Source organism: Nocardia acididurans, from assembly GCF_016741815.1.
Taxonomy (GTDB): Bacteria; Actinomycetota; Actinomycetes; order Mycobacteriales; family Mycobacteriaceae; genus Nocardia; species Nocardia acididurans.
Genome location: NZ_JAERRJ010000003.1, coordinates 247672 through 267944, shown reverse-complemented (window position 1 = coordinate 267944; position 20273 = coordinate 247672). Strand labels below are relative to the sequence as shown.

General features: G+C 70.6%; 3 protein-coding genes. All 3 read left to right on the top strand.

The features are described from left to right. Nucleotides 1–4 precede the first annotated feature (4 nt). Nucleotides 5–17566: a non-ribosomal peptide synthetase gene (locus JK358_RS09250; protein ID WP_201945552.1), complete on the top strand. Its 17562-nt coding sequence runs from the start codon at nucleotides 5–7 to the stop codon at nucleotides 17564–17566. 212 nt (nucleotides 17567–17778) lie between these two features. Next, nucleotides 17779–19221 carry a molybdopterin-dependent oxidoreductase gene (locus JK358_RS40295; RefSeq protein WP_201945542.1) on the top strand — a complete coding sequence of 481 codons (1443 nt, stop codon included), beginning with the start codon at nucleotides 17779–17781 and terminating at the stop codon, nucleotides 19219–19221. A gap of 110 nt (nucleotides 19222–19331) precedes the next feature. Beyond that, nucleotides 19332–20273: an ABC transporter ATP-binding protein gene (locus tag JK358_RS09240; RefSeq protein WP_201945531.1), complete on the top strand. Its 942-nt coding sequence runs from the start codon at nucleotides 19332–19334 to the stop codon at nucleotides 20271–20273.

The following is a 20273-nucleotide window of genomic DNA, read 5'->3' as shown; positions in this document are numbered from 1 at the left end:
CGTCATGACGCGAGAGATCGCGGCGGATAGATCAGCCACCGTTTTCCCGCTCTCCCCGGCTCAGCTCGGGATGTGGTATGCGCAGCAACTGGATCCGAGCGTGCCGCTGTCGGAGGCCCAGTACATCGAGATGCGCGGGCCGCTCGACATCGACACGCTGTGCCGGGTCGGTTCGCTCGCGGCCCGCGAATTCGGTTCCGGCGTACTGCGTTTGACGGAGATCGAAGGACGGCCCTACCAGGTGGTCGACCCGAACCTGCGACCGGTCGTGGAGATCCTGGACTTCGGCGACCGCCCCGATCCCCTTGCGGCAGCCCTGGATTGGATGCGCGCCGACGTCGAGACCCCCATCGACCTGCTGGGCACCCGGACGGCGGTATCGGCCGTCATCCGCATCGGGGACGACCATCACCTGTGCTACTCCCGCGTCCACCACGTGGTGCTGGACGGCTTCGGCTCGGCCACCATGATCGCCCGCATCGCCGAGCTCTACAACGCCGCCGTCCGCGGTGAGCCCGCACCGCCCAGCGCGGCCGCGCCCCTGCTGGAGGTGCACGAGGCCGAAATGGCCTACCGGGAGTCGTCCCGCTTCCAGTCCGACCAGCAGTACTGGCGCGAGATCACCGCCGGTATGCCGGAGCGCTGCAGCCTGGTCGCCGCGACCGCCCCCGCCTGCGCGCTCGCCCGCGAGGCGCGCGCCCAACTGCCCGAAACCACGGCCGACCGGCTGGACACCGTAGCCCGCACCTACAACACCAGCACCGCCACCCTCGTGATGGCCGCGCTGGCCCTCTACTACGCCCGCCTGACCGCCACCGATGACGTGGTCCTGAGCCTGGCCGTCTCCGGCCGCACCACGGCGATCCTGCGCCGCTCCGGAGGCAATATCGCCAACGTCGTCCCCCTGCGTCTGCGCGTCGCCCGAGACGCCCGCGTCGGCGACGTGGTCGACGCGGTCCGGGTGGCCGCCTCGGGTGCTCTTCGCCACCAGCGCTTCCGCTACGAGGACATGCGGTTCGAGGACGACGCCGCGCAACCACCCCAGCCATCGCCGCAGCCCGGCCACTCCCGAGACGACGCCGACCCGCACGCGGCCGAGAACGTCACGCAGCAGCCCGAATTCGGCCGCGGCATCGTCGGCCCGGTCGTCAACATCATGCTGTTCCCCACCGGAATCGACTTCGCCGACGTGGAATCCAGCCTGCACGTGGTCACCTCCGGCCCGATCGACGACCTCTTCGTCAACTTCTACCAGCACGGCTCGGACGCTCCGATCCACGTCGACTTCGCCGCGAACCCCCGCCTCTACGAAGAGGATTCGCTCGCACGGCACCATCGGCGCTTCCTCACACTGCTCGATTCGCTGCTGGGCGCGCAGGCCCGGACGCCCGTGGCCGAGCTCGAATACTGGACGGCGGAGGAGAAACCACTGCTGGGCGGCGCGCACGGCCCCGCCGCCCCGGCCCCGCGCCTCCTGTCGGAAATCCTCGAGGAGGGCATCCGCCGGGCCGGGCGCGGCGCAGTCGCCGTGGTGGCGGGTGACCGAGAGCTGACCTATGGGCAGCTGGACGCACTATCGAACCGCTTGGCGCGCAGGCTGCTTCGGCTGGAGACTGCTGATACCTCAGGCCCCGAGGTGAACCCGCGCGCAGGCGACCATGCTGACAGCCTCGGCGCGAGTGGTGAGAGGTCGCTGGGCGACGGGGTCCGGGTAGTCGAGTCGGGTCCGGCAGGTGAGCCGTGGGCGGCGAGTGCGCCGGGCGTGGTGAGTGCGCCGGGTGCGGCGAGTGGTTCCGCTGTGGGGGAGGGGCTGCTGATTCTCGGCCCGGAATCCGCTGTGCTGCTTGCCCTGCCACGTTCGCTCGAGGCTGTGGTGGCGCTGTGGGCGGTCGCGAAGACAGGGGCGGCATTCGTGCCCGTGGGTACGGGGATGCCAGCTGAGCGGGTGGAGCGCATCGCCCGCGAATGCGGGGCCACGGTCGGGCTGGCATTCGCCGAAAGCCTGGCGGGGCTGCCGGATGCGCTGCGGTGGGTGGCGGTCGACGAGGTCGCCACCGAGATTGGGCTGGATGGGTCGGCGCTGGACGCATCCGGGGTCGGCGGAAACGGGTTCGCGCCACTGTCTTCGGGTGAGTTGCCCCGCCCGGCGCGGTTGGCGAATCCGGCGTATGTCGTCTTCACCTCCGGGTCCACCGGGACTCCCAAGGGGGTGGTGGTCAGCCACAGTGGGCTGGCGGGGCTGGCCGAAGCGATCGTGCGGGCGTATCGGACCGAGCCCGGTAGCCGGGTACTGCAGTGCCTGAATCCGAGTTTCGACGCGGCCGTGCTGGAGTGGCTGCAGGCCTTCGCCGCGGGTGCGACACTCGTTGTCGCCGAGTCGGATCCGGTGATCGGCGCGGAATTGGCCACACTGGTCCGGGAATACGGGATCACGCAGCTGTGCTCCACACCCGCGGTGCTGGCGACGCTCGAGCCGGGCGCGCTGGACGGGATCCGGGCGGTGTCCACCGGTGGCGAGCCATGCCCGCCGGATCTGGTGGCGCGCTTCGGTATCGGACGTGATCTGGTCAACTCGTACGGACCCAGTGAGAACACCGTCGCGGTGACGTATACGAAGCCGCTCGTGCCGGGGGAAAACGCCGGTATCGGCGATCCGGTGCCCGGAGCCGGAATGCTGGTGCTGGACCGCTGGTTACGGCCGGTGCCGATCGGCGTCGCGGGTGAGCTGTATGTGACGGGGCCGGGGGTGGCGCGCGGATACATCGGGCGTCCCGGGCTCTCCGCCGAGCGTTTCGTGCCCGCACCGTCGGGTGCTCCCGGCAGCCGCATGTATCGCACCGGCGACCTCGTCCGCTGGACCGGCGACGGCGTGCTGGAGTACGTCGGCCGCGGCGACTTCCAGGTGAAGCTGCGCGGCATGCGCGTCGAACTGGGCGAGATCGACACGGTGCTGAACTCCCATGCCGCCGTGGAGATCGCGGTCACGGTGGCCCGTCCCGGTCCCAGCGGCGGTACCGTCCTCGCCGCCTACGTGGTCCCGCATGCCGGTGCCTCGGTGCGCGAGGCGGAACTTCTCGACCACGCCACCCACCGCCTGCCGCCCTACATGGTCCCGGCCACCGTGACCGTGCTCGGTTCCCTGCCGCTCACCGCCAACGGCAAGGTGGACCGCCGCGCCCTCCCCGAACCCGCTGTCGCCCAGCCGGTCCGGCAGCGCGAGGCGTCCACCGACACCGAACGCCGACTGTGCGCCCTCTACGCGGAGATCCTCGGCCTCCCCGAAATCTCCCCCGACACTTCGTTCTTCGCCCTCGGCGGCGATTCGATCATGGCCATTACCCTGGTCTCCCGCGCCCGCGCCGAGGGCCTGGTCTTCTCCGCCCGCGAGGTCTTCGAACACCGCACCCCCGCCGCCCTGGCAATCATCGCGTCCCGCACCGAGGACCACGTCCGAACCCTGCCGGAACTCCCCGGCGGCGGCATCGGCCGCCTCCCGCTCACCCCCGTCGCCGCCTGGCTGCTGTCCAGGCCGGGCTGGGAGCATTTCGCCCAGTCCATGGTGGTCCGCCTCCCGCTGGGCCTCGAAGAGCACACCCTCGCACAGACACTGGACGCCCTGGTCGCCCGTCACGACATGCTGCGCGCCCGTGTGGTCGACACGGAAGACGGCACCCAATTCGAGGTCGCCCCAGCCGATCCGCGCTCCGGATCGGCGGTGCTCAACCGAATCCACGGCACCGCTGCGGATTTGACCGAAGGTGCGAAAATCCTCACGGCAGGGGCCATCGAGCGGGAGCTCGCGGACGCGGTGGCGCGTTTGAACCCGCGAGCCGGGCGGATGGTGGCGATGACCTGGCTCGATGCCGGACCGGACAGTGCCGGGCGGTTGCTGATCGCGGTGCATCATCTGGCGTGCGACGCGGTGTCCTGGCGCATTCTGCTCCCCGACCTGGTGTCCGCTTTCGAACAGGCTTCTACGGGCGTCGCGCCGTCTTTGGAGGCTGCGGGCGGCACGTCGATGCGGACCTGGGCCCACGCCCTGCGCGACCTCGCGATCGGAGAGCGTCACCACATCCCCGCCGACGGGACCGGCGAGGAGCATCTCGACATCCCGGCCGACGGGATCGGCGAGGAGCATCCTGCTCCGGCTGATGTGAGGTCGCGCGAAGACGCGGGTGCACCGCTGTGGCCGGTGAGTGAGCTCGAATACTGGCGTGACGTGCTGACGCCCGATGCGGTCCTGGGAAGCCGTCGGCTCGATCCCGTGCTGGATACTCAGCGCACCGCCGGGCGGCTCGATGTCGAAGTAGCAGAAGATGTTTCGGCCGCTCTGGTGGGCCGCATCGCCGCAGCGTTCCGGTGCGGCGTGGAGGACGCGCTGCTGGCGGCGCTGGGTCTGGCGATCACACGGTGGCGGGCCGGTCGCGGTGCGGCCGGGGAGTCCCCGATCGTGGTGGCTGTCGAGCGGCACGGGCGGGACGAGGACGCGGTCCCGGGTGCGGATCTGTCGAGGACGGTCGGCTGGTTCACCGCGCAGGTGCCTATTCGGTTGGGACCTGTTGCCTCGGAACGCCTTTCCCGCAGCGATTCGGGTTCCGACGCGCTCACCCCGAAGCGTGCTGCGGCCATGGCGTTGAAGTCGGTCAAGGAGCAGTCGCGGGCGGTACCGCGTGGCGGCTTCGGATTCGGTCTGCTGCGATACCTGAATCCGGCGACCGCCCGGGAGCTCGCGGCCCTGCCGGAGCCGCAGGTCGGATTCAACTACCTCGGTCTGGTGCCGGACATCGAGTCCGAGGGCGACTGGCTGCCGGTGGGCATGGCGCGACGTCTCGGCGGGCACGTCCACCCGGATATGCCGCTGGCAGCGGTGATTTCGGTGGATACCGCGGTGCTGGAGTCCGAGCGCGGACAGCGGATCCGGGCCGTATGGCAGTTCGCCGGTGGCATCATCGATCGCCTCGACGTGGAAACGCTGGCCTCGGAATGGGTTTCGGCGGTGACGGAGATCGCGGCACTGGTCAGCGCCGACGAGGCCGGTGGGTTCACCCCCAGTGACCTGCCGCTGCTGACCACTACGCAGGCCGAAATCGATTCGTGGGAGCGGGATTACGGCCGCATCGACGATGTCCTGCCGTTGACGCCGCTCCAGCGCGGCCTGCTGTTCCAGTCGCAGCTGGCCGCAGGCGGCACGGATGGCTATTCGGTGCAGGCCGTGATCGATGTCGAAGCGGATCTCGACCTGGAGCGGTTGAACGCGGCCGCTCGCGCCCTGGTGCGCAGGCACGAGGTGCTGCGCGCGGGATTCGTACCGGGTGATCGCGCGGTCCAGGTGATCGCGAGCGAGGTGCGGGTGCCGTGGGCATACCGTGAAGCTCTCGACGCGACCGAAGCCGAACTCGACGCCATGGCGGCGGCGGAACTCGCGCGCCCCTTCGACGTCACACGCCCGCCGCTACTCCGCTTCCTGTGTATCGCGGTGGGGGAGCGGCAGTTCCGGCTCGTCATCACCAACCACCACCTGATCCTCGACGGCTGGTCCATGCCGCTGCTGTTCGCGGAGCTCATCGCCCTGTACGAGACCGGCGGTGACGCAGGCGGTTTCGCCGAACCCGTGCCGTTCCGCCGCTATCTCGAATGGCTGTCCGCCCGAGATGCCGGCCGCGCCCGTGACGCCTGGTCCCACGCCCTGGCCGGTATGGACGGCCCCACCCTGGTGGCCCCCACCGCCCCGCGCGCCGAAACCGCCACCGCCCCCGTCGCGCACGAGGTCACCCTGCCACCCGGTCTCGTGGACCGCCTGCGCGCCACTGCCGCCGACCGTCAGGTCACCCTGAACACCCTGGTCCAGGTGGCCTGGGCGCTCACCCTGGCCGAGCGCACCGGCCGCACCGACATCGTCTTCGGCGCCACCGTCTCCGGTCGCCCGCCGGAGCTGCCCGGGACCGATCGCATGGTCGGCATGCTGGTGAACACCGTCCCCGTCCGCATCACCCTCGACCCCGCCGAATCCGTCGCCGCCCTGCTCGCCCGCATCCAGCGCGAACAGGCCGCCCTGGCCGAACACCAGTACCTCGGCCTCGACGAAATCCACGCCGCCACCGGTCTCGGCCCCCTGTTCGACACCGCTACGGTTTTCGAGTCCTACCCGGTGGACGCCGCCTCCCTGACCGCCGCCACCCGTCAGGCCCAACTCGCGGTGACCGGGATCCGAGGCCACGACGGCACCCACTACCCCCTCTCCCTGGCCGCCTATTCCACCGACGGCCTCCGCCTGGAGATCACCCGTTCGCCCCGGTATTTCGACGCGGCCCAAGCGGATTCGTTCGCCGACTCGCTGGCGAAGCTGCTGTCGGCTCTCACCGCAGACCCACACCGTCATACCGCGAGTCTCTCGAGCGGCGATCCCGGCGCATCGCCCGCGATCGTCCACGGCCCCTCGAGCCATCCCGTGCGCCTGCTCCCCGATCTCTTGCACGCGGGCACCCGATTCCCGGATGCGCATGCGGTCGTCGGCCCCGCGATCGCAGCAGCCGCTACCGTCCCGGAGGCCGCCGCCGAGCGCGGAAGTGTCTCTGACGCCGAAGTTTCCGGTGCACCGGCCCCCGCCGCAGCGGGCATTCGCGTGAGTACTTCGGTCAGCTACGGCGAGTTGGATGCTCGCTCGAACCAGCTGGCGCGCTTGCTGATCGCCGCGGGCGCGGGGCCCGAGCGCTCGGTGCTGCTGGCCCTGCCGAGGTCGGTGGAGGCCATGGTGGCGGTGTGGGCCATCGCCAAGACGGGCGCGGCTTTCGTTCCGGTCGACACCTCGCAGCCTGCCGCCCGCACCGCCGCGATCGCGGCCGAATGTGGTGCGGTGCTGGGTATTACCGCGTCCTCGACGATCGAGCGCGGCCGCGCCGCGTCGGCGCGTGCGCCGATCGGCACCGAGGTCGAACCGGAGCGCGAGCCGATCGGCACCGAGGTCGAATCGGAGCGCGAGCCGATCGGCACCGAGATCGAACCGGAGCGCGAGCCGATCGGCACCGAGATCGAATTGAGTATCGGGGCACGGGCAGTGCCCGGCGAGACCATTGTCGAGCCGGTCGCGGGGGCCGTCGCCCCGTCGGATCCGTCCGCCGCCCCCGCGCCCGATATCGGGTGGATCGTCCTGGATGATCCGGCCTTCGCCGCGCGCATCGACACGATGCCCGCCGAATCGGTCACCGATGCTGACCGTCTGGCCCCCCTGCACCCCGAGCATGCCGCCTACGTGGTGTTCACCTCCGGTTCGACGGGCACGCCCAAGGGTGTGGTCGTCACCCACACCGGGCTGGCGAATCTGGTGGCCGCCACCGCGGCGCATTCCTGGTTCGATTGTGACTCCCGAGTGCTCTACTGCCTGAATCCTGCTTTCGACGCGGCGATTTCGGTCTGGCTGTCCACCTTCGCCTCCGGAGCGACCCTGGTCGTCTCCCCACCCGAGTCGAATGCGGGGGCGGAGCTGGCCGCCGCCATTGCGGACGGCGCGGTCACGCACATGATCTGCACCCCGTCGATGCTGGCGACCCTCGACACGGCTGATGTGGCGGGACTGCGCGCGGTCACCCTCGGTGGCGAAGCCTGCCCGCCGGCGCTTGTGACGCGGATGAGCGCGGGCCGGATTCTCGTGAACGCCTACGGCCCCGCGGAAACCACGGTGGCCGTCACCTACAGCGATCCGATGACCCCGGAGACCGCGACGGTGCTGGGAGCCCCTGTCACCGGTGCGACCCTGCTGGTGCTGGACGGCTGGCTGCGGCCCGTTCCGGCGGGCGTCGTCGGCGAGTTGTATGTACGCGGACCGGGTCTCGCGCGCGGGTACAGCGGCCGAGCCGGGCTGACCGCCGCACGCTTCGTCGCCGACCCGTTCGCCGCCGGGCAGCGCATGTACCGCACCGGCGACCTCGTCCGCTGCACCGCAACCGGATTCGAGTATGTCGGTCGTGGCGACCACCAGGTGAAGGTGCGCGGTATCCGGGTGGAGCCCGGTGAGGTCGACGCCATGCTGTCGCGCCATCCGCGGGTGGAATCGGCGGTGACCATCGCCCACCGCACCCCCGCCGGAGTGACCGCACTGTGCACATACGTCACACCGCAGGGCGATTCGCGTCTCGAAGCGCGTGAGCTGCTGAGCTGGGCGGCGGAGCGGCTGCCAAGGTACCTGGTGCCCGCGAGCGTCCAGGTGCTCGCGGAGCTGCCGCGCACGTCCAGCGGCAAGATCGACCTGCGTGCGTTGCCGGAACCCGAAGTGGCGCAGCGGGAGTACGTCGAGCCGGTAGGACTCGAGGTGCTGGTCGCGAAGACCTACGCTGAGGTGCTCGGCGTCGCGCGGGTGGGCGCACGGGACGACTTCTTCGCTCTCGGCGGCGATTCCCTTGTCGCGACCCAGGTTTCGGCCCGCCTGAGTGCATCGCTGCTGGCGCGGGTGCCGGTGCGGCTGCTGTTCGAAGCGTCCGTGGTGGCGGATCTGGCCCGTGAACTGGCCGCTGTGGATGCCGAGGCATCAGGTCCGGCGCTGGTGCGCGGACCGCGCCCGGAGCTGGTGCCGCTGTCCCCGGCACAGCAGCGCATGTGGTTCGTGAACCGGTTCGATCCGGCATCCCCGGCATACAACATCCCAGTGGCACTGCGGCTTTCAGGCCGACTGGACCATGCGGCGCTGCGCACCGCACTGTCCGAGGTGATCGAGCGGCACGAGTCGCTGCGCACGGTGTACCCCGATATCGACGGCACCGGCGTGCAACGCGTGCTCTCGGCGGGCGAGGTTCCGCTGGAGCTTGCCCCGATCCCGGTGTCCGCGGCGGACCTCCCGGTGGCGGTTGTACGCACGGTGACAACGGGTTTCGACGTGACGGCGGCGGTGCCGCTGCGAGTGCGACTGTTCCGCATCGTCGGTGATGCCACGACCGATCCCGCTGCCGAGCCGAACAGTGCTTTCACGCAGACGGGACCTGTCGCACCGAATCATGGTGCCGCGCCGCAGAACGCGTTCGCGCCGTCCGGGATTGCCGCACCGAATCATGGTGCCGCGCCGCAGAACGCGTTCGCGCCGTCCGGGATTGCTGCACCGAATCGTGCTGGGGTGCCGAGCGATGCTGCCGCGTATGCCGAGTGGTCGAAGGCCGACGGTGAGTACGTGATCGTGCTCGTCGCGCACCACATCGCGACCGACGGTTTCTCCATGGCCCCGCTGACCCGAGATGTGGCCGCCGCCTACGCGGCCCGTGCCGCCGGGCAGGCCCCCGGCTGGGAGCCGCTGCCGGTGCACTATGCCGATTACACGCTGTGGCAGCATGCGCGGCTCGGCAGTGCGGAGGACCCGGAATCGTTGCTGTCGAAGCAGATCGGGTATTGGACGGAGACGCTGGCGGCGCTGCCGGATCATCTCGAGCTGCCCACGGATCGCCCGCGTCCGGTGCGCGCCTCGCATCGGGCGGGGGAGCTGACGGCTCGCGTCGACAGCGAGCTGTCGGCCGCCATCGAACGGTGTGCTCGCGCCCATCGAGCCACACCGTTCATGGTGGTGCACGCGGCCCTGGCGGTGCTGCTCGGCCGGTTGAGCGGCAGTACGGATGTGGTTGTCGGCACCCCGGTCGCCGGGCGCGGTCGCCGCGAACTCGACGATCTGGTCGGCATGTTCGTGAATACGCTGGTGCTGCGCACCGGAATTCGACCGGAGGAGGGTTTCGGCGGACTGCTGGAGCGTGTCCGCGATCGCGATCTGGCCGCCTTCGAGCACTCCGATGTGCCCTTCGAGCGCCTGGTCGACGTCCTGGCCCCGGCGCGGTCGGAGGCCCGGCATCCCCTCGTCCAGGTGATGCTGGTCTTCCAGAACCTGGAGATTCCGGAGTTGCGGCTGCCGGAGCTGACCGTCGTCCCCCTCGAAATGCCGCAGACCACCAGCAGATTCGATCTGAGCCTCACCGTGGTCGCCGATGCGAACGGCATGGAACTGCGCTACTGCTATGCCACCGACCTGTTCGACCGGACCACGGTCGCCGGGTTCGGCGATCGACTGCTGCGGCTGCTCACCGAGGTGACCGGCGAGCCCGCCCGCTCGGTCGGCGACCTCGATCTGCTCACGGCGGCCGAATACGCACGGTTGCACGAGATTTCTCCACCCGTCGCGGCACCGCGCACCCTGGCCGACCTCATGGCCGAAGCCGTCGCCACCAACCCCGACGGCGTGGCGGTTGTCTGCGGTGATCGGCGACTGACCTATCGCGAGCTCGACTATCGGGCCGAGCAGCTGGCCCGGCGACTGGTCTCCGCCGGAGCGGGACCGGAAACACTGGTGGCCGTGGGTATTCCACGATCCATCGAATCGGTGCTCGCGGTGTGGGCGGTGGCCCGGTCCGGTGCGGCGTTCGTGCCGGTGGATCCCGCGTACCCACCCGAGCGTATCGCCCGTATCGTCGAGGTCTCGGGTGTGGCGCTGGGGTTGACCGTGACGGCCCAGCGCGATCGGCTGCCGGGCACCCTCGACTGGTGGTGCCTGGACACCCCGCCGACCCCGGCACACTCGAATACCGCCGACCCGGAGCGCACTTCACCGTCGATCAGGCCGATTCGCTCGGACAACCCGGCGTACGTCATCTTCACCTCCGGCTCCACGGGCGCACCGAAGGGCGTGGTTGTCACGCACAGTGGCCTCGCGAATCTCGCAGCGGCACAGGGGGAACGGAACCGTATGACGGCCGACTCCCGGGTATTGCACGTCGCCTCACCGAGTTTCGACGCCTCAGTCCTGGAACTGGTAATGGCGGCGGGGGCCGCGGGCACGCTGGTGATCGCGCCCCCCGATGTCTTCGCCGGTCCCGAACTCGCGGAACTGCTGGCCCGCGAGCAGGTTTCGCATCTCGCCATCACGCCGTCCGCCCTGGCGACGGTGGACGCGACCAACCTGCCCGCGGTCGCCACGGTGATCACCGGCGGCGAACCCTGCCCGCCGGAACTCGTGACCGCCTGGTCCGCCCCGGGTCGCACGCACTTCAACGACTACGGACCGACCGAAACCACGGTCTGGGCGACCGGCAGCGCCCCGCTGCACCCCGGCGACCCGATCACGATCGGCACCCCCGCACCCGGCGTCCGGGCCATGGTCCTGGACGATCGCCTGCGTCCGGTCCCCGACGGCGTCGTCGGTGAGCTCTACCTTGCCGGAATCGCCTTGGCCCGTGGCTATCACGGCCGCACCGGCCTGACCGCGACCCGATTCGTCGCCGACCCGCACACTCCCGGCCGTCGCATGTACCGTACCGGCGACCTCGTCCGCCGCCGCCACGGTGACCTGGAGTACCTGGGCCGCACCGACACCCAGGTGAAGCTGCGCGGCCTGCGCATCGAACTCGGAGAGGTGGAAGCCGCGCTGACCGCCGAGCCGACCGTCGCCCACGCGGTCGCTCTGATTCGCGAAGACGCGGGAGGCCCGCGGACAGATCTCCCCGGAGCAAGCGTCCACGGCACCGATGCGCCGCCTGCCGCGAACGATGCTCGCACTGATGCACCGGGAGTTGCGGATTCCCGCGGTGCGGGCGCCGGGCCGAGTGTGCCCGTGGCGGGCGGCACGGACCACCACCACGCCGGAGCCGCCACCGTACGGGCGGTACCGGATCTCGGGCGGGCAGGCATGCTCGTGGCTTACGTGGTTCCCGCGCCAGGGGTGCGGCTCGATCCTGCCGCGTTGAAGAAGGCGGTGGCGCAACGCTTGCCGTCGTACATGGTGCCGACTGCCGTTCTGGTGCTGGACGCGCTGCCGCGGACGTCGAACGGGAAGCTGGATCGGGCCGCGCTGCCCGCACCGGAACAGACGACCCTGCGCGGGGAACCGCCGAACGGTCCTGTCGAGGAGGCGGTGGCGCGAGTATTCGCCGAGGTGCTCGGTGTCGAACGGGTGTGGCGCGAGGACGATTTCTTCACCTTGGGCGGCAATTCGCTGATCGCCACGCGGGTGGTGGCGCGGTTGGCGGCCGCGCTGGATATCGATGTTCCGGTCCGGGCGCTGTTCGACGCGCCGACCGTGGCGGAGTTGGCGGTGTCGCTCGCGTCGAGTGCGTACGCGGGCCGCCCCCGGCTCACGCCGCGTCCGCGACCCGAGCGGGTGCCGTTGTCGGCGGCGCAGCGGCGGATGTGGTTCCTCAACAGGCTCGAGCCGGAGTCTGCGGTCTACAACATTCCCGGCGCGCTCGAAATCGAAGGCGCCCTGGATATCTCGGTGCTGCGCGCGGCTCTGGACGATGTCGTGGCCAGGCACGAGACGCTGCGGACCGTGTACCCCGTCGATCCGGCCGGTGCGCCGTATCAGCAGATCTTGCCCGCCGTACCGGGTTCCACCCCGGTCGCGGAACTCACCGCCGACCCCGACGAGGTGGTGGCCGCACTGACGACGCAGCTGGCGCGCGGCTTCGATGTGACTCGTGAAACCCCGTTGCGCGTCTGCGTGATTCGCGTCGCTCGCAACCGCACGGTGCTCGGTCTGGCCGTGCATCACATCGCCGCCGACGGCTGGTCGATGACCCCGCTGGCACGAGATGTCGTGCGCGCCTACATCGCCCGCGCGGCGGGCAGTGCGCCGGAATTCGTGCCGCTCCCGCTGCAGTACGCGGATTACGCACTGTGGCAGCGGGAACTCCTCGGAACGGATGACGATCCGGCGAGTCTCGCACACCGTCAGCTGGAGTTCTGGCGCACCACACTCGCTGGGCTGCCCGAGGCGCACAGCCTGCCCACGGACCGGCCCCGGCCGACCAAGCCCTCCGGCCGCGGCGGCCAGATCGAATTCACCATCCCCGCAGCGGTGCACGGGCGGGTGGGGACGCTGGCCCGAGCCCATGGCGCGAGCCCTTTCATGGTCGTGCACGCCGCGCTGGCGGTGCTGCTGGGCCGACTGTCCGGCGAGACCGACATCGCCCTCGGATCGGTGGTTGCCGGACGTGGTGACGGCCTGCTCGACGATCTCGTGGGCATGTTCGTGAACACGGTCGTGCTGCGCTCGCGCCTGGATCGCGATGCCGGTTTCGCCGCTACCCTCGATGCCGTCCGCACCGCCGACCTGGCCGTCTACGAGCATGTGGACGTGCCGTTCGAACGGCTCGTGGATGCCCTGGCCCCGGTCCGATCGACCGCCCACCATCCGCTGTTCCAGGTGCTGCTGGCCTTCCAGAACCTGCAGACCGAGCGAACCACGCTGCCCGGCATGACGATTCGGCCCCTCGAAGCCCCGGCGCCGGGTTCCAAGTTCGACCTCGAGTGGCTGTTCGTGGAACAGTTCGACGTCACGGGCGCACCGGCCGGGATCGTCGGCAAACTCGTCTACACCAGCGACCTGTTCGAGAGCGCCACCGTGCGGGCCATGACCGAGCGTTTCGTGCGGCTCCTGGACGCCGCCACCGCCGACCCCGAGGCCCCGCTCTCCGGTATCGACCTGCTCGATCCCGCCGAACGTGCCGCCCTGCTCCCCGGCCGTCCCGAACGCGACAGCGAATTCGCCACGCTGGCGGACATTCTGACCGCGACCGCTGCCGCCCATCCGGACCGCACGGCGGTGGTGGCGGACAACCTGTGTCTCACCTATCGCGAGCTCGATCACGCCTCCGACGCCTTGGCGGCACGCCTGTCCGCCGCCGGTGCGGGCGCCGAAACCGTAGTCGCACTGGCACTTCCGCGCGGTGCCGACCTGGTGACCGCGATCTGGGCGACAGCCAAGGCTGGAGCCGTCTTCCTGCCCGTCGACCCCCGCCACCCGCTCGACCGTATCGATCACATGCTGTCCGACTCGGGTGCTCTGCTCGGCATCACCGGTCCCGCGCACCGTGCACAGCTGCCGGACACCACGAGGTGGATGGTGCTGGGGCACGACGCGGCGCAGCCGAGCGCGGTCGGCGTCGGCGACCGGATCACAACCCACCCGGACCAACCGGCCTGGCTGATCTACACCTCCGGGTCCACCGGTACCCCGAAGGGCGTCGCGGTATCCCACCGCGGCCTCGCCGATTTCGTTCAGGCACTGCGGGACACCCTCGACCTGGACCCGGACTCGCGCGTATTGCAGGTCGCCTCACCGAGTTTCGACGCCTCGCTGTTCGAGATGCTGATGGCCTTCGGATCCGGTGGCGCGGTGGTGATCGCGCCGCCCGAGGTCTTCGGCGGCGACGCGTTGCGGGAACTTCTGGTCGCCCAGCGGGTTTCGCATATGGCGATCACCCCGTCGGCGCTGGCGACCGTGGATCCCGCATCGGTTCCCGGTGTGCGCGTGGTCGGTGTGGGCGGTGAGGCCATCGGGCCGGAGCTGGTGGAGCGCTGGTCGCCGGGACGCACCCTGGTGAACGTCTACGGTCCGACCGAATTCACGGTCTGGGCAACGATTTCCGAGCTGAGCATCGACGCTCCGATCACCATCGGCGGCCCGATCCGGGGCACCACCACCCTGGTGCTCGACGATCGCCTGCAACCGGTGCCCCTGGGCGTTGCCGGGGAACTGTATCTGGCCGGACCCGCCCTGGCACGCGGCTATCACGCACAGCCGGGCCTCACCTCGGCCCGGTTCGTCCCCGATCCGTACGGCCGGCCGGGGCAGCGGATGTACCGCACCGGTGATCTGGTGCGCTGGGTCGGAACCCTCGGCGCACCGAGCCTGGAATACCTGGGCCGCACCGATTTCCAGGTGAAGGTGCGCGGGCAGCGAATCGAGCTCGGTGAGATCGACGCCGCGCTGACCCGAGCCGACGGCGTGGAATTCGCTGTCACCCTGGGTGTTCCGGGTCCGGGCGGCGCGATGACGCTGGCCGCCTACCTGCTGCCGGAGCCGGGCGTTACGCTCGATCTGACAGCCCTGCGCGCGCACGCCGCCGCCGCGCTGCCGGGGGCCATGCTGCCCGCGGCCTACGTGGTGCTGGACGAGATCCCGGTGAACGCGGTCGGCAAACTCGACCGGAAAGCCCTGCCGCAGCCGGTCTTCGACGCCGAGGCCGAATACGTCGCCCCCGGCACCCCGACCGAGACGGCGCTCGCCGAGGTGGTCGCCGAACTGCTGGGCCGCGAACAGGTCGGTGTGCACGACTCCTTCTTCGCACTGGGCGGCGACAGTATTCTGGCCATCCAGCTGGTATCGCGGGCCCGGCTGCGCGGTATCGAACTCAGCCCGCTCCAGGTGTTCGAGCACCGCACCGTGGCCGCTCTCGCCGCGCAGGCCGACGCGGCGGGTGCGGCGGTCGTGCTCGAGGAGCTCCCGGGCGGGGGAGTGGGCGACCTGCCGCTCACCCCGATCGTGCGCTGGATGCTCGAACGCGGCGGCGACTACCGCCGTTTCGCGCAATCGGCCGTGCTGGAGCTTCCCCGGGGGATCACCAGGGAGCAGCTGGTCGCCACCGTCACCGCGGTGGTCGATCACCACGACATGCTGCGCTCGCGGCTCACCCGGACCGACGGCGAATGGCGTCTGCGCACCGGCGAACCCGGTGCCGTCGATGTGGACGCGCTGCTGCGTCGCCTGGAGTTCGATCCCGCCGACACCTCCGGCCTGCGTGATCGTGCTGCGGCCGAACTGGATTCGGCTCTCGACCGTCTCGATCCGGCGAATGGAACCATGCTGCAGCTGATCTGGTTCGATCCGAAGCCGGACCAGGCCACCGAATCGCCGGGATCCCGGGCGGGTGCGTCCGGAACCTCCGGTGCCGCAGGCCGTTTGATTCTCATCGCCCACCATCTGGTCGTGGACGGGGTGTCCTGGCGCATCCTGGTCCCGGATCTGATCGCGGCGTGGGGGCAGATCGCGACCGGCGCGACCCCGGCTCTCATCGAATCCGGCACGTCGGTGCGGCGCTGGGCGTACGCGCTGCACGACGAAGCGCACAGTGCCTCCCGCACAGCGGAATTCGACTACTGGCGCGATATCGCGGAGGCGTCCGATCCGCTCATCGGACCACGTGACCTGGACCCGGCTGTCGATCGCGTCGGCGCACGCCGGGCCGTGGAGATCGAAGTCTCCGCCGAGGTCACCAACGCGCTGCTCACCACGCTGCCCGGCTTGTTCGACGGCACGGTGGAGGACGCCTTGCTGGCCACCCTCGCACTGGCGGTTCTGCGCAGGCGGGCCGCCGCCGACTCCTCGGTGGTGATCCGTCTGGAAGGGCATGGGCGGCAACAGGAGGTCATCCCCGGCGCGGATCTGTCCCGCACCATCGGCTGGTTCACCACCATGTACCCGGTCCGCCTGGATCTTCCTGGCATCGATGTGGACGACGCGCTCGCGGGTGGTCCGGCCATGGGCGCGGTCATTCGAGCGGTCAAACACCAACTGCTGGCGGTCCCGGACAAGGGTATCGGCTTCGGTCTGCTGCGCTATCTCAACGAGGAGACGAGACAGCTGCTGCCGCAGCGTATTCCGGGACGAATCGGCTTCAACTATCTCGGCCGCTACGCCCACGCCGATCTTCCGGCGGGCCTGGAGGGTCTCGGCTGGCTGCCGAGCGACGAGTTCGGTGATCTGCACGCCCCCGAGCACCCCGAGGTGCCGGTGAGTGCCGAGATCGAGATCAATGCGGTGGTCGTGCACGATCGGTTGCGCGCCAACCTCAACTTCCCCGAAACGCTGCTGCCGCAGACGGACGTCGCGGAACTCGCCCGGCTATGGAGCGAGGCCCTCTCCGCCGCAGCCGAATTCGCGACGACCCCGGCGGCCCGCGCGGCAGCCGAAGAAGAGTCCCGCTACCTCGAGGCCCGCCGACAGGCCGCGACACACGCTGCGGCGGCCGCGGATTCGGCGCCCGGCCTCGGGCTCGACGTGGTCCTGCCCATCCGCACCGGCGGCCGGGAACCGGCCCTGTTCTGCATCCACCCGTCCTCGGGCATCGCCTGGACCTACCTCGGCCTGTCCGACCTGCTGCGCTCCGGCCGCCCGATCTACGGCCTGCAATCCCCGGACCTGTCCGGCGCACCGCACGCCGAAACCATGGCCGACCTGGTCGACCGCTACGTCCGGGAGATCCGCCGCCTGCAACCGGAGGGCCCGTACCACCTGCTCGGCTGGTCCTTCGGCGGCCTCATCGCGCACGCCGTCGCCACCGAACTCCGCGAACAGGGCGCGGAAACAGGCATCCTCGCCCTCCTGGACGCCGACAGCACCGATGTCGACGCCGCCGACCACGACACCCTCACCGCCGGCTCCTTCGTGGCCGCCTTCGGTTCCATCTTCGGCCTCCCCGACGTCCCCGCCGACGCCACCGCCGACCAGGCCGCCGCCCTGATCCGCGAGCACATGGGCGGCATCTCCCTCATCGACGCCGCCACCCTCGAACGCATGGCCGCCTCCTACAACGCCTCCGGCCGCGTCCGCACCGGCTACCAGCGCCCGGTATTCCCCGGCGACGCACTGTATTTCAGCGCCGCCATCGACCGCCTCGAGGGCGCAGGCCCTGACGGCTGGCGGCCCTACATCACCGGCACCATCACCAACCACGACATAGAGGCCAACCACGAGGAGCTCACCTCTCCACACGCCCTCGCCGCCATAGCCCGCATCCTCGACGAACACCTGGGCAGCGCCGACTGACCTCGGGACCCGTGCCTTACACCACGCGCGCACGATCAGCCTTCCCCGTTCGGTCGCGGCGGGTTCATCACTGCCGAGTGCTGCTCGGTGCCAGGTCCCATTACCGCGCTCATCTGCGCCGATACCGTCCGCTCCCGCGAATCCCGCTGAGGCGCAGCCGGGCTGGGGAACAATGGGTCGGGACGGGCGGGCGACAGGGAAGGTTCGGGCACGTGGCGGGATTCGGGAAGGGCCGACTGCTGGGAGCGGCGGCGGTCGGGTTGGGGGCGCTCGGCGCCGGGGAATTGATCGCGGCGGCCCGGGGCGGGTCGGTGCTCGACGGCGTCGGGCGGCTGCTGACCGATACCGTGCCGGTTCCGGTGGTCGAGGCGGCGGTGGAACGCGCGGGCGAACACGACAAGGAGACGACTCGCCTCGGGGTCGCGGCGGGAGCGGTGCTGGCCTCGGCGGGGTTGGCGCAGCTTCCGGATCGGTTGCGCGGGCCCGCCATCGCGGCTTTCGGGGCGGGAGCGGCGGCCACGGCGCTGCGTGGAACCAACCGGTCGGCCATGAGCGCGCTGGGCGGCATCGCCGCCGCCGGGATCCTGCGCGCCGGCCTGCGCAGGCAGCCCACGGGCGTGGGCGGCGGTCTGCTGTGGGCGGGCGCGGGCGCGGGCATGCTGGCCGCCGCGGAATCCCTGGTGCGCCGCGACGACCGGCTGCATCGCGAACGCGCCCGCCGCGTCGGCTCGATGGGCTCCGGCGTCCCCACTCCCGAGGACGGTTTCGGCACCGAACCCGGCCTCTCCCCGCTGATCACCCAGGCGGGCAAATTCTATGTGGCGGACGTGAATTCACGTGCCCCGCGCATCGACCCGGAGCAGTGGCGTCTGGCCATTCGCGGGCTCGTGGCCCATCCGCTGCGGCTGTCCCTGCGCGATCTGGCCGAGCAGGCCGTCGAATTCGACGCCGTCATGGTGTGCGTGCACAACCGCGTCGGCTCGGGGCGCGCCGGGAACGCCCGCTGGTTCGGCGTGCCACTGACCAGCCTGCTCGACCACACGCTCCCCGAATCCGGCGCGACCCGCCTGGTGACCCGCGCCGTGGACGGCTACACCATCTCCCTGCCGCTGGAACCGCTGCGCAGCGGCGAATGGCCCGGCTATCTCGTCATCGGCATGAACGGCGAGCCGCTGCCGCCCGAACACGGCTTCCCCGCAAGGGTTTTCGTGCCCGGCATCTACGGCCAGTACAGCGGCGCGAAGTGGTTGGCCGAACTCGAACTGACCGACGACTCGCACGTCGACTACTGGTGGCGGCGCGGCTGGCCGAGCGCGCCGCTGTGGGTGCGTCCCCAAGCGCGCATCGATGTGGCGTCCACCGGCGCGACAGGATCCGGCAAGTGCACCATCGCCGGAGTGTCGTGGGCTCCGCCGCACGGAGTCTCGGCCGTCGAGATCCGGATCGACGAAACCGATTGGCTCCCGGTGGAACTCGGCGCCGAACTGGCCCCCGCCGCATGGCGGCGCTGGCGCACGGTCGTGGATCTGCCGCCCGGGGAGCACACCGTGCAGGCTCGGGTGACCAGCCGTTCGGGTGAAGTCCAGGACGGCGCGGTCCGCCCGCCGTTCCCGCTCGGGCCGGGTGGCTACCATTCCGTGACCGTCACCGTGTGACGCCGTACCCGTGGTTCCGGCCGGGATTCCGCGCGACCATGACATCTGTCATGGTCAGGTCGTGACGGTCGGCCGAGGTCCGCGGGCCCGCTCACGCCGACAGTAGAGGTATGAACGCTACTGCCGCGACGGCGGCGCCGGACCGTCACGCGCCCGTCATCGAAATCCGGGACCTGGTCAAGACATTCGCCGCGCCCGGCGGCCGGGTCCGTGCCGTGGACGGGCTCGATCTCACCATCGGCGCGGGCGAGGTGGTCGCCTTCCTCGGACCCAACGGCGCGGGTAAGACCACCACCATCGACCTGCTGCTCGGTCTCGCTCGACCGGATTCCGGGCGCGTGGCCGTCTTCGGCGGCGATCCGGCCGATGCCATTGCAGCAGGCCGTATTTCGGCGGTCATGCAGTCCGGCGGCCTGCTGCCCGATCTGACGGTCGCCGATACCGTGCGCATGATCGCCACCCTGCACGCGTGTCCCCGCCCCGTCCCGGAAGTGCTGTCCCGCGCCGGAATCGCCGATATCGCCGACCGCCTCGTGGGCAAATGCTCAGGTGGACAACAGCAGCGGCTCCGTTTCGCCCTCGCCCTGCTGCCCGACCCGGACCTGATCGTCCTCGACGAACCCACCACCGGCATGGATGTCGAAGGCCGCCGCGACTTCTGGAACGCCATCCGCCAGGACGCGGGCCGCGGCCGCACCGTCGTTTTCGCCACCCACTACCTGGACGAGGCCGACGCCTACGCCGACCGCATCGTGCTGGTGCGCGCCGGCCGGGTGATCGCTGACGGCACCGCCGCCCAGGTCAAGAACCTCGCCGCGGGCCGCACCGTGAGCGCCACCCTGCCCGGCGCGGACCCGGCCGCCCTGCTCACCCTGCCGGGCGTCGAACAGGTGGAGCAGCGCGGAGACCGAATCCTGGTGCGCGCCACGGACTCCGACATCATCGCGCGGCACTTGCTCACCGCGACGGCCGCCGTCGACCTGGAGATCTCCGGTCGCAATCTCGAGGACGCCTTCCTCGCCCTCACCGCGGCCGCCGCCGGAGCACGCTGA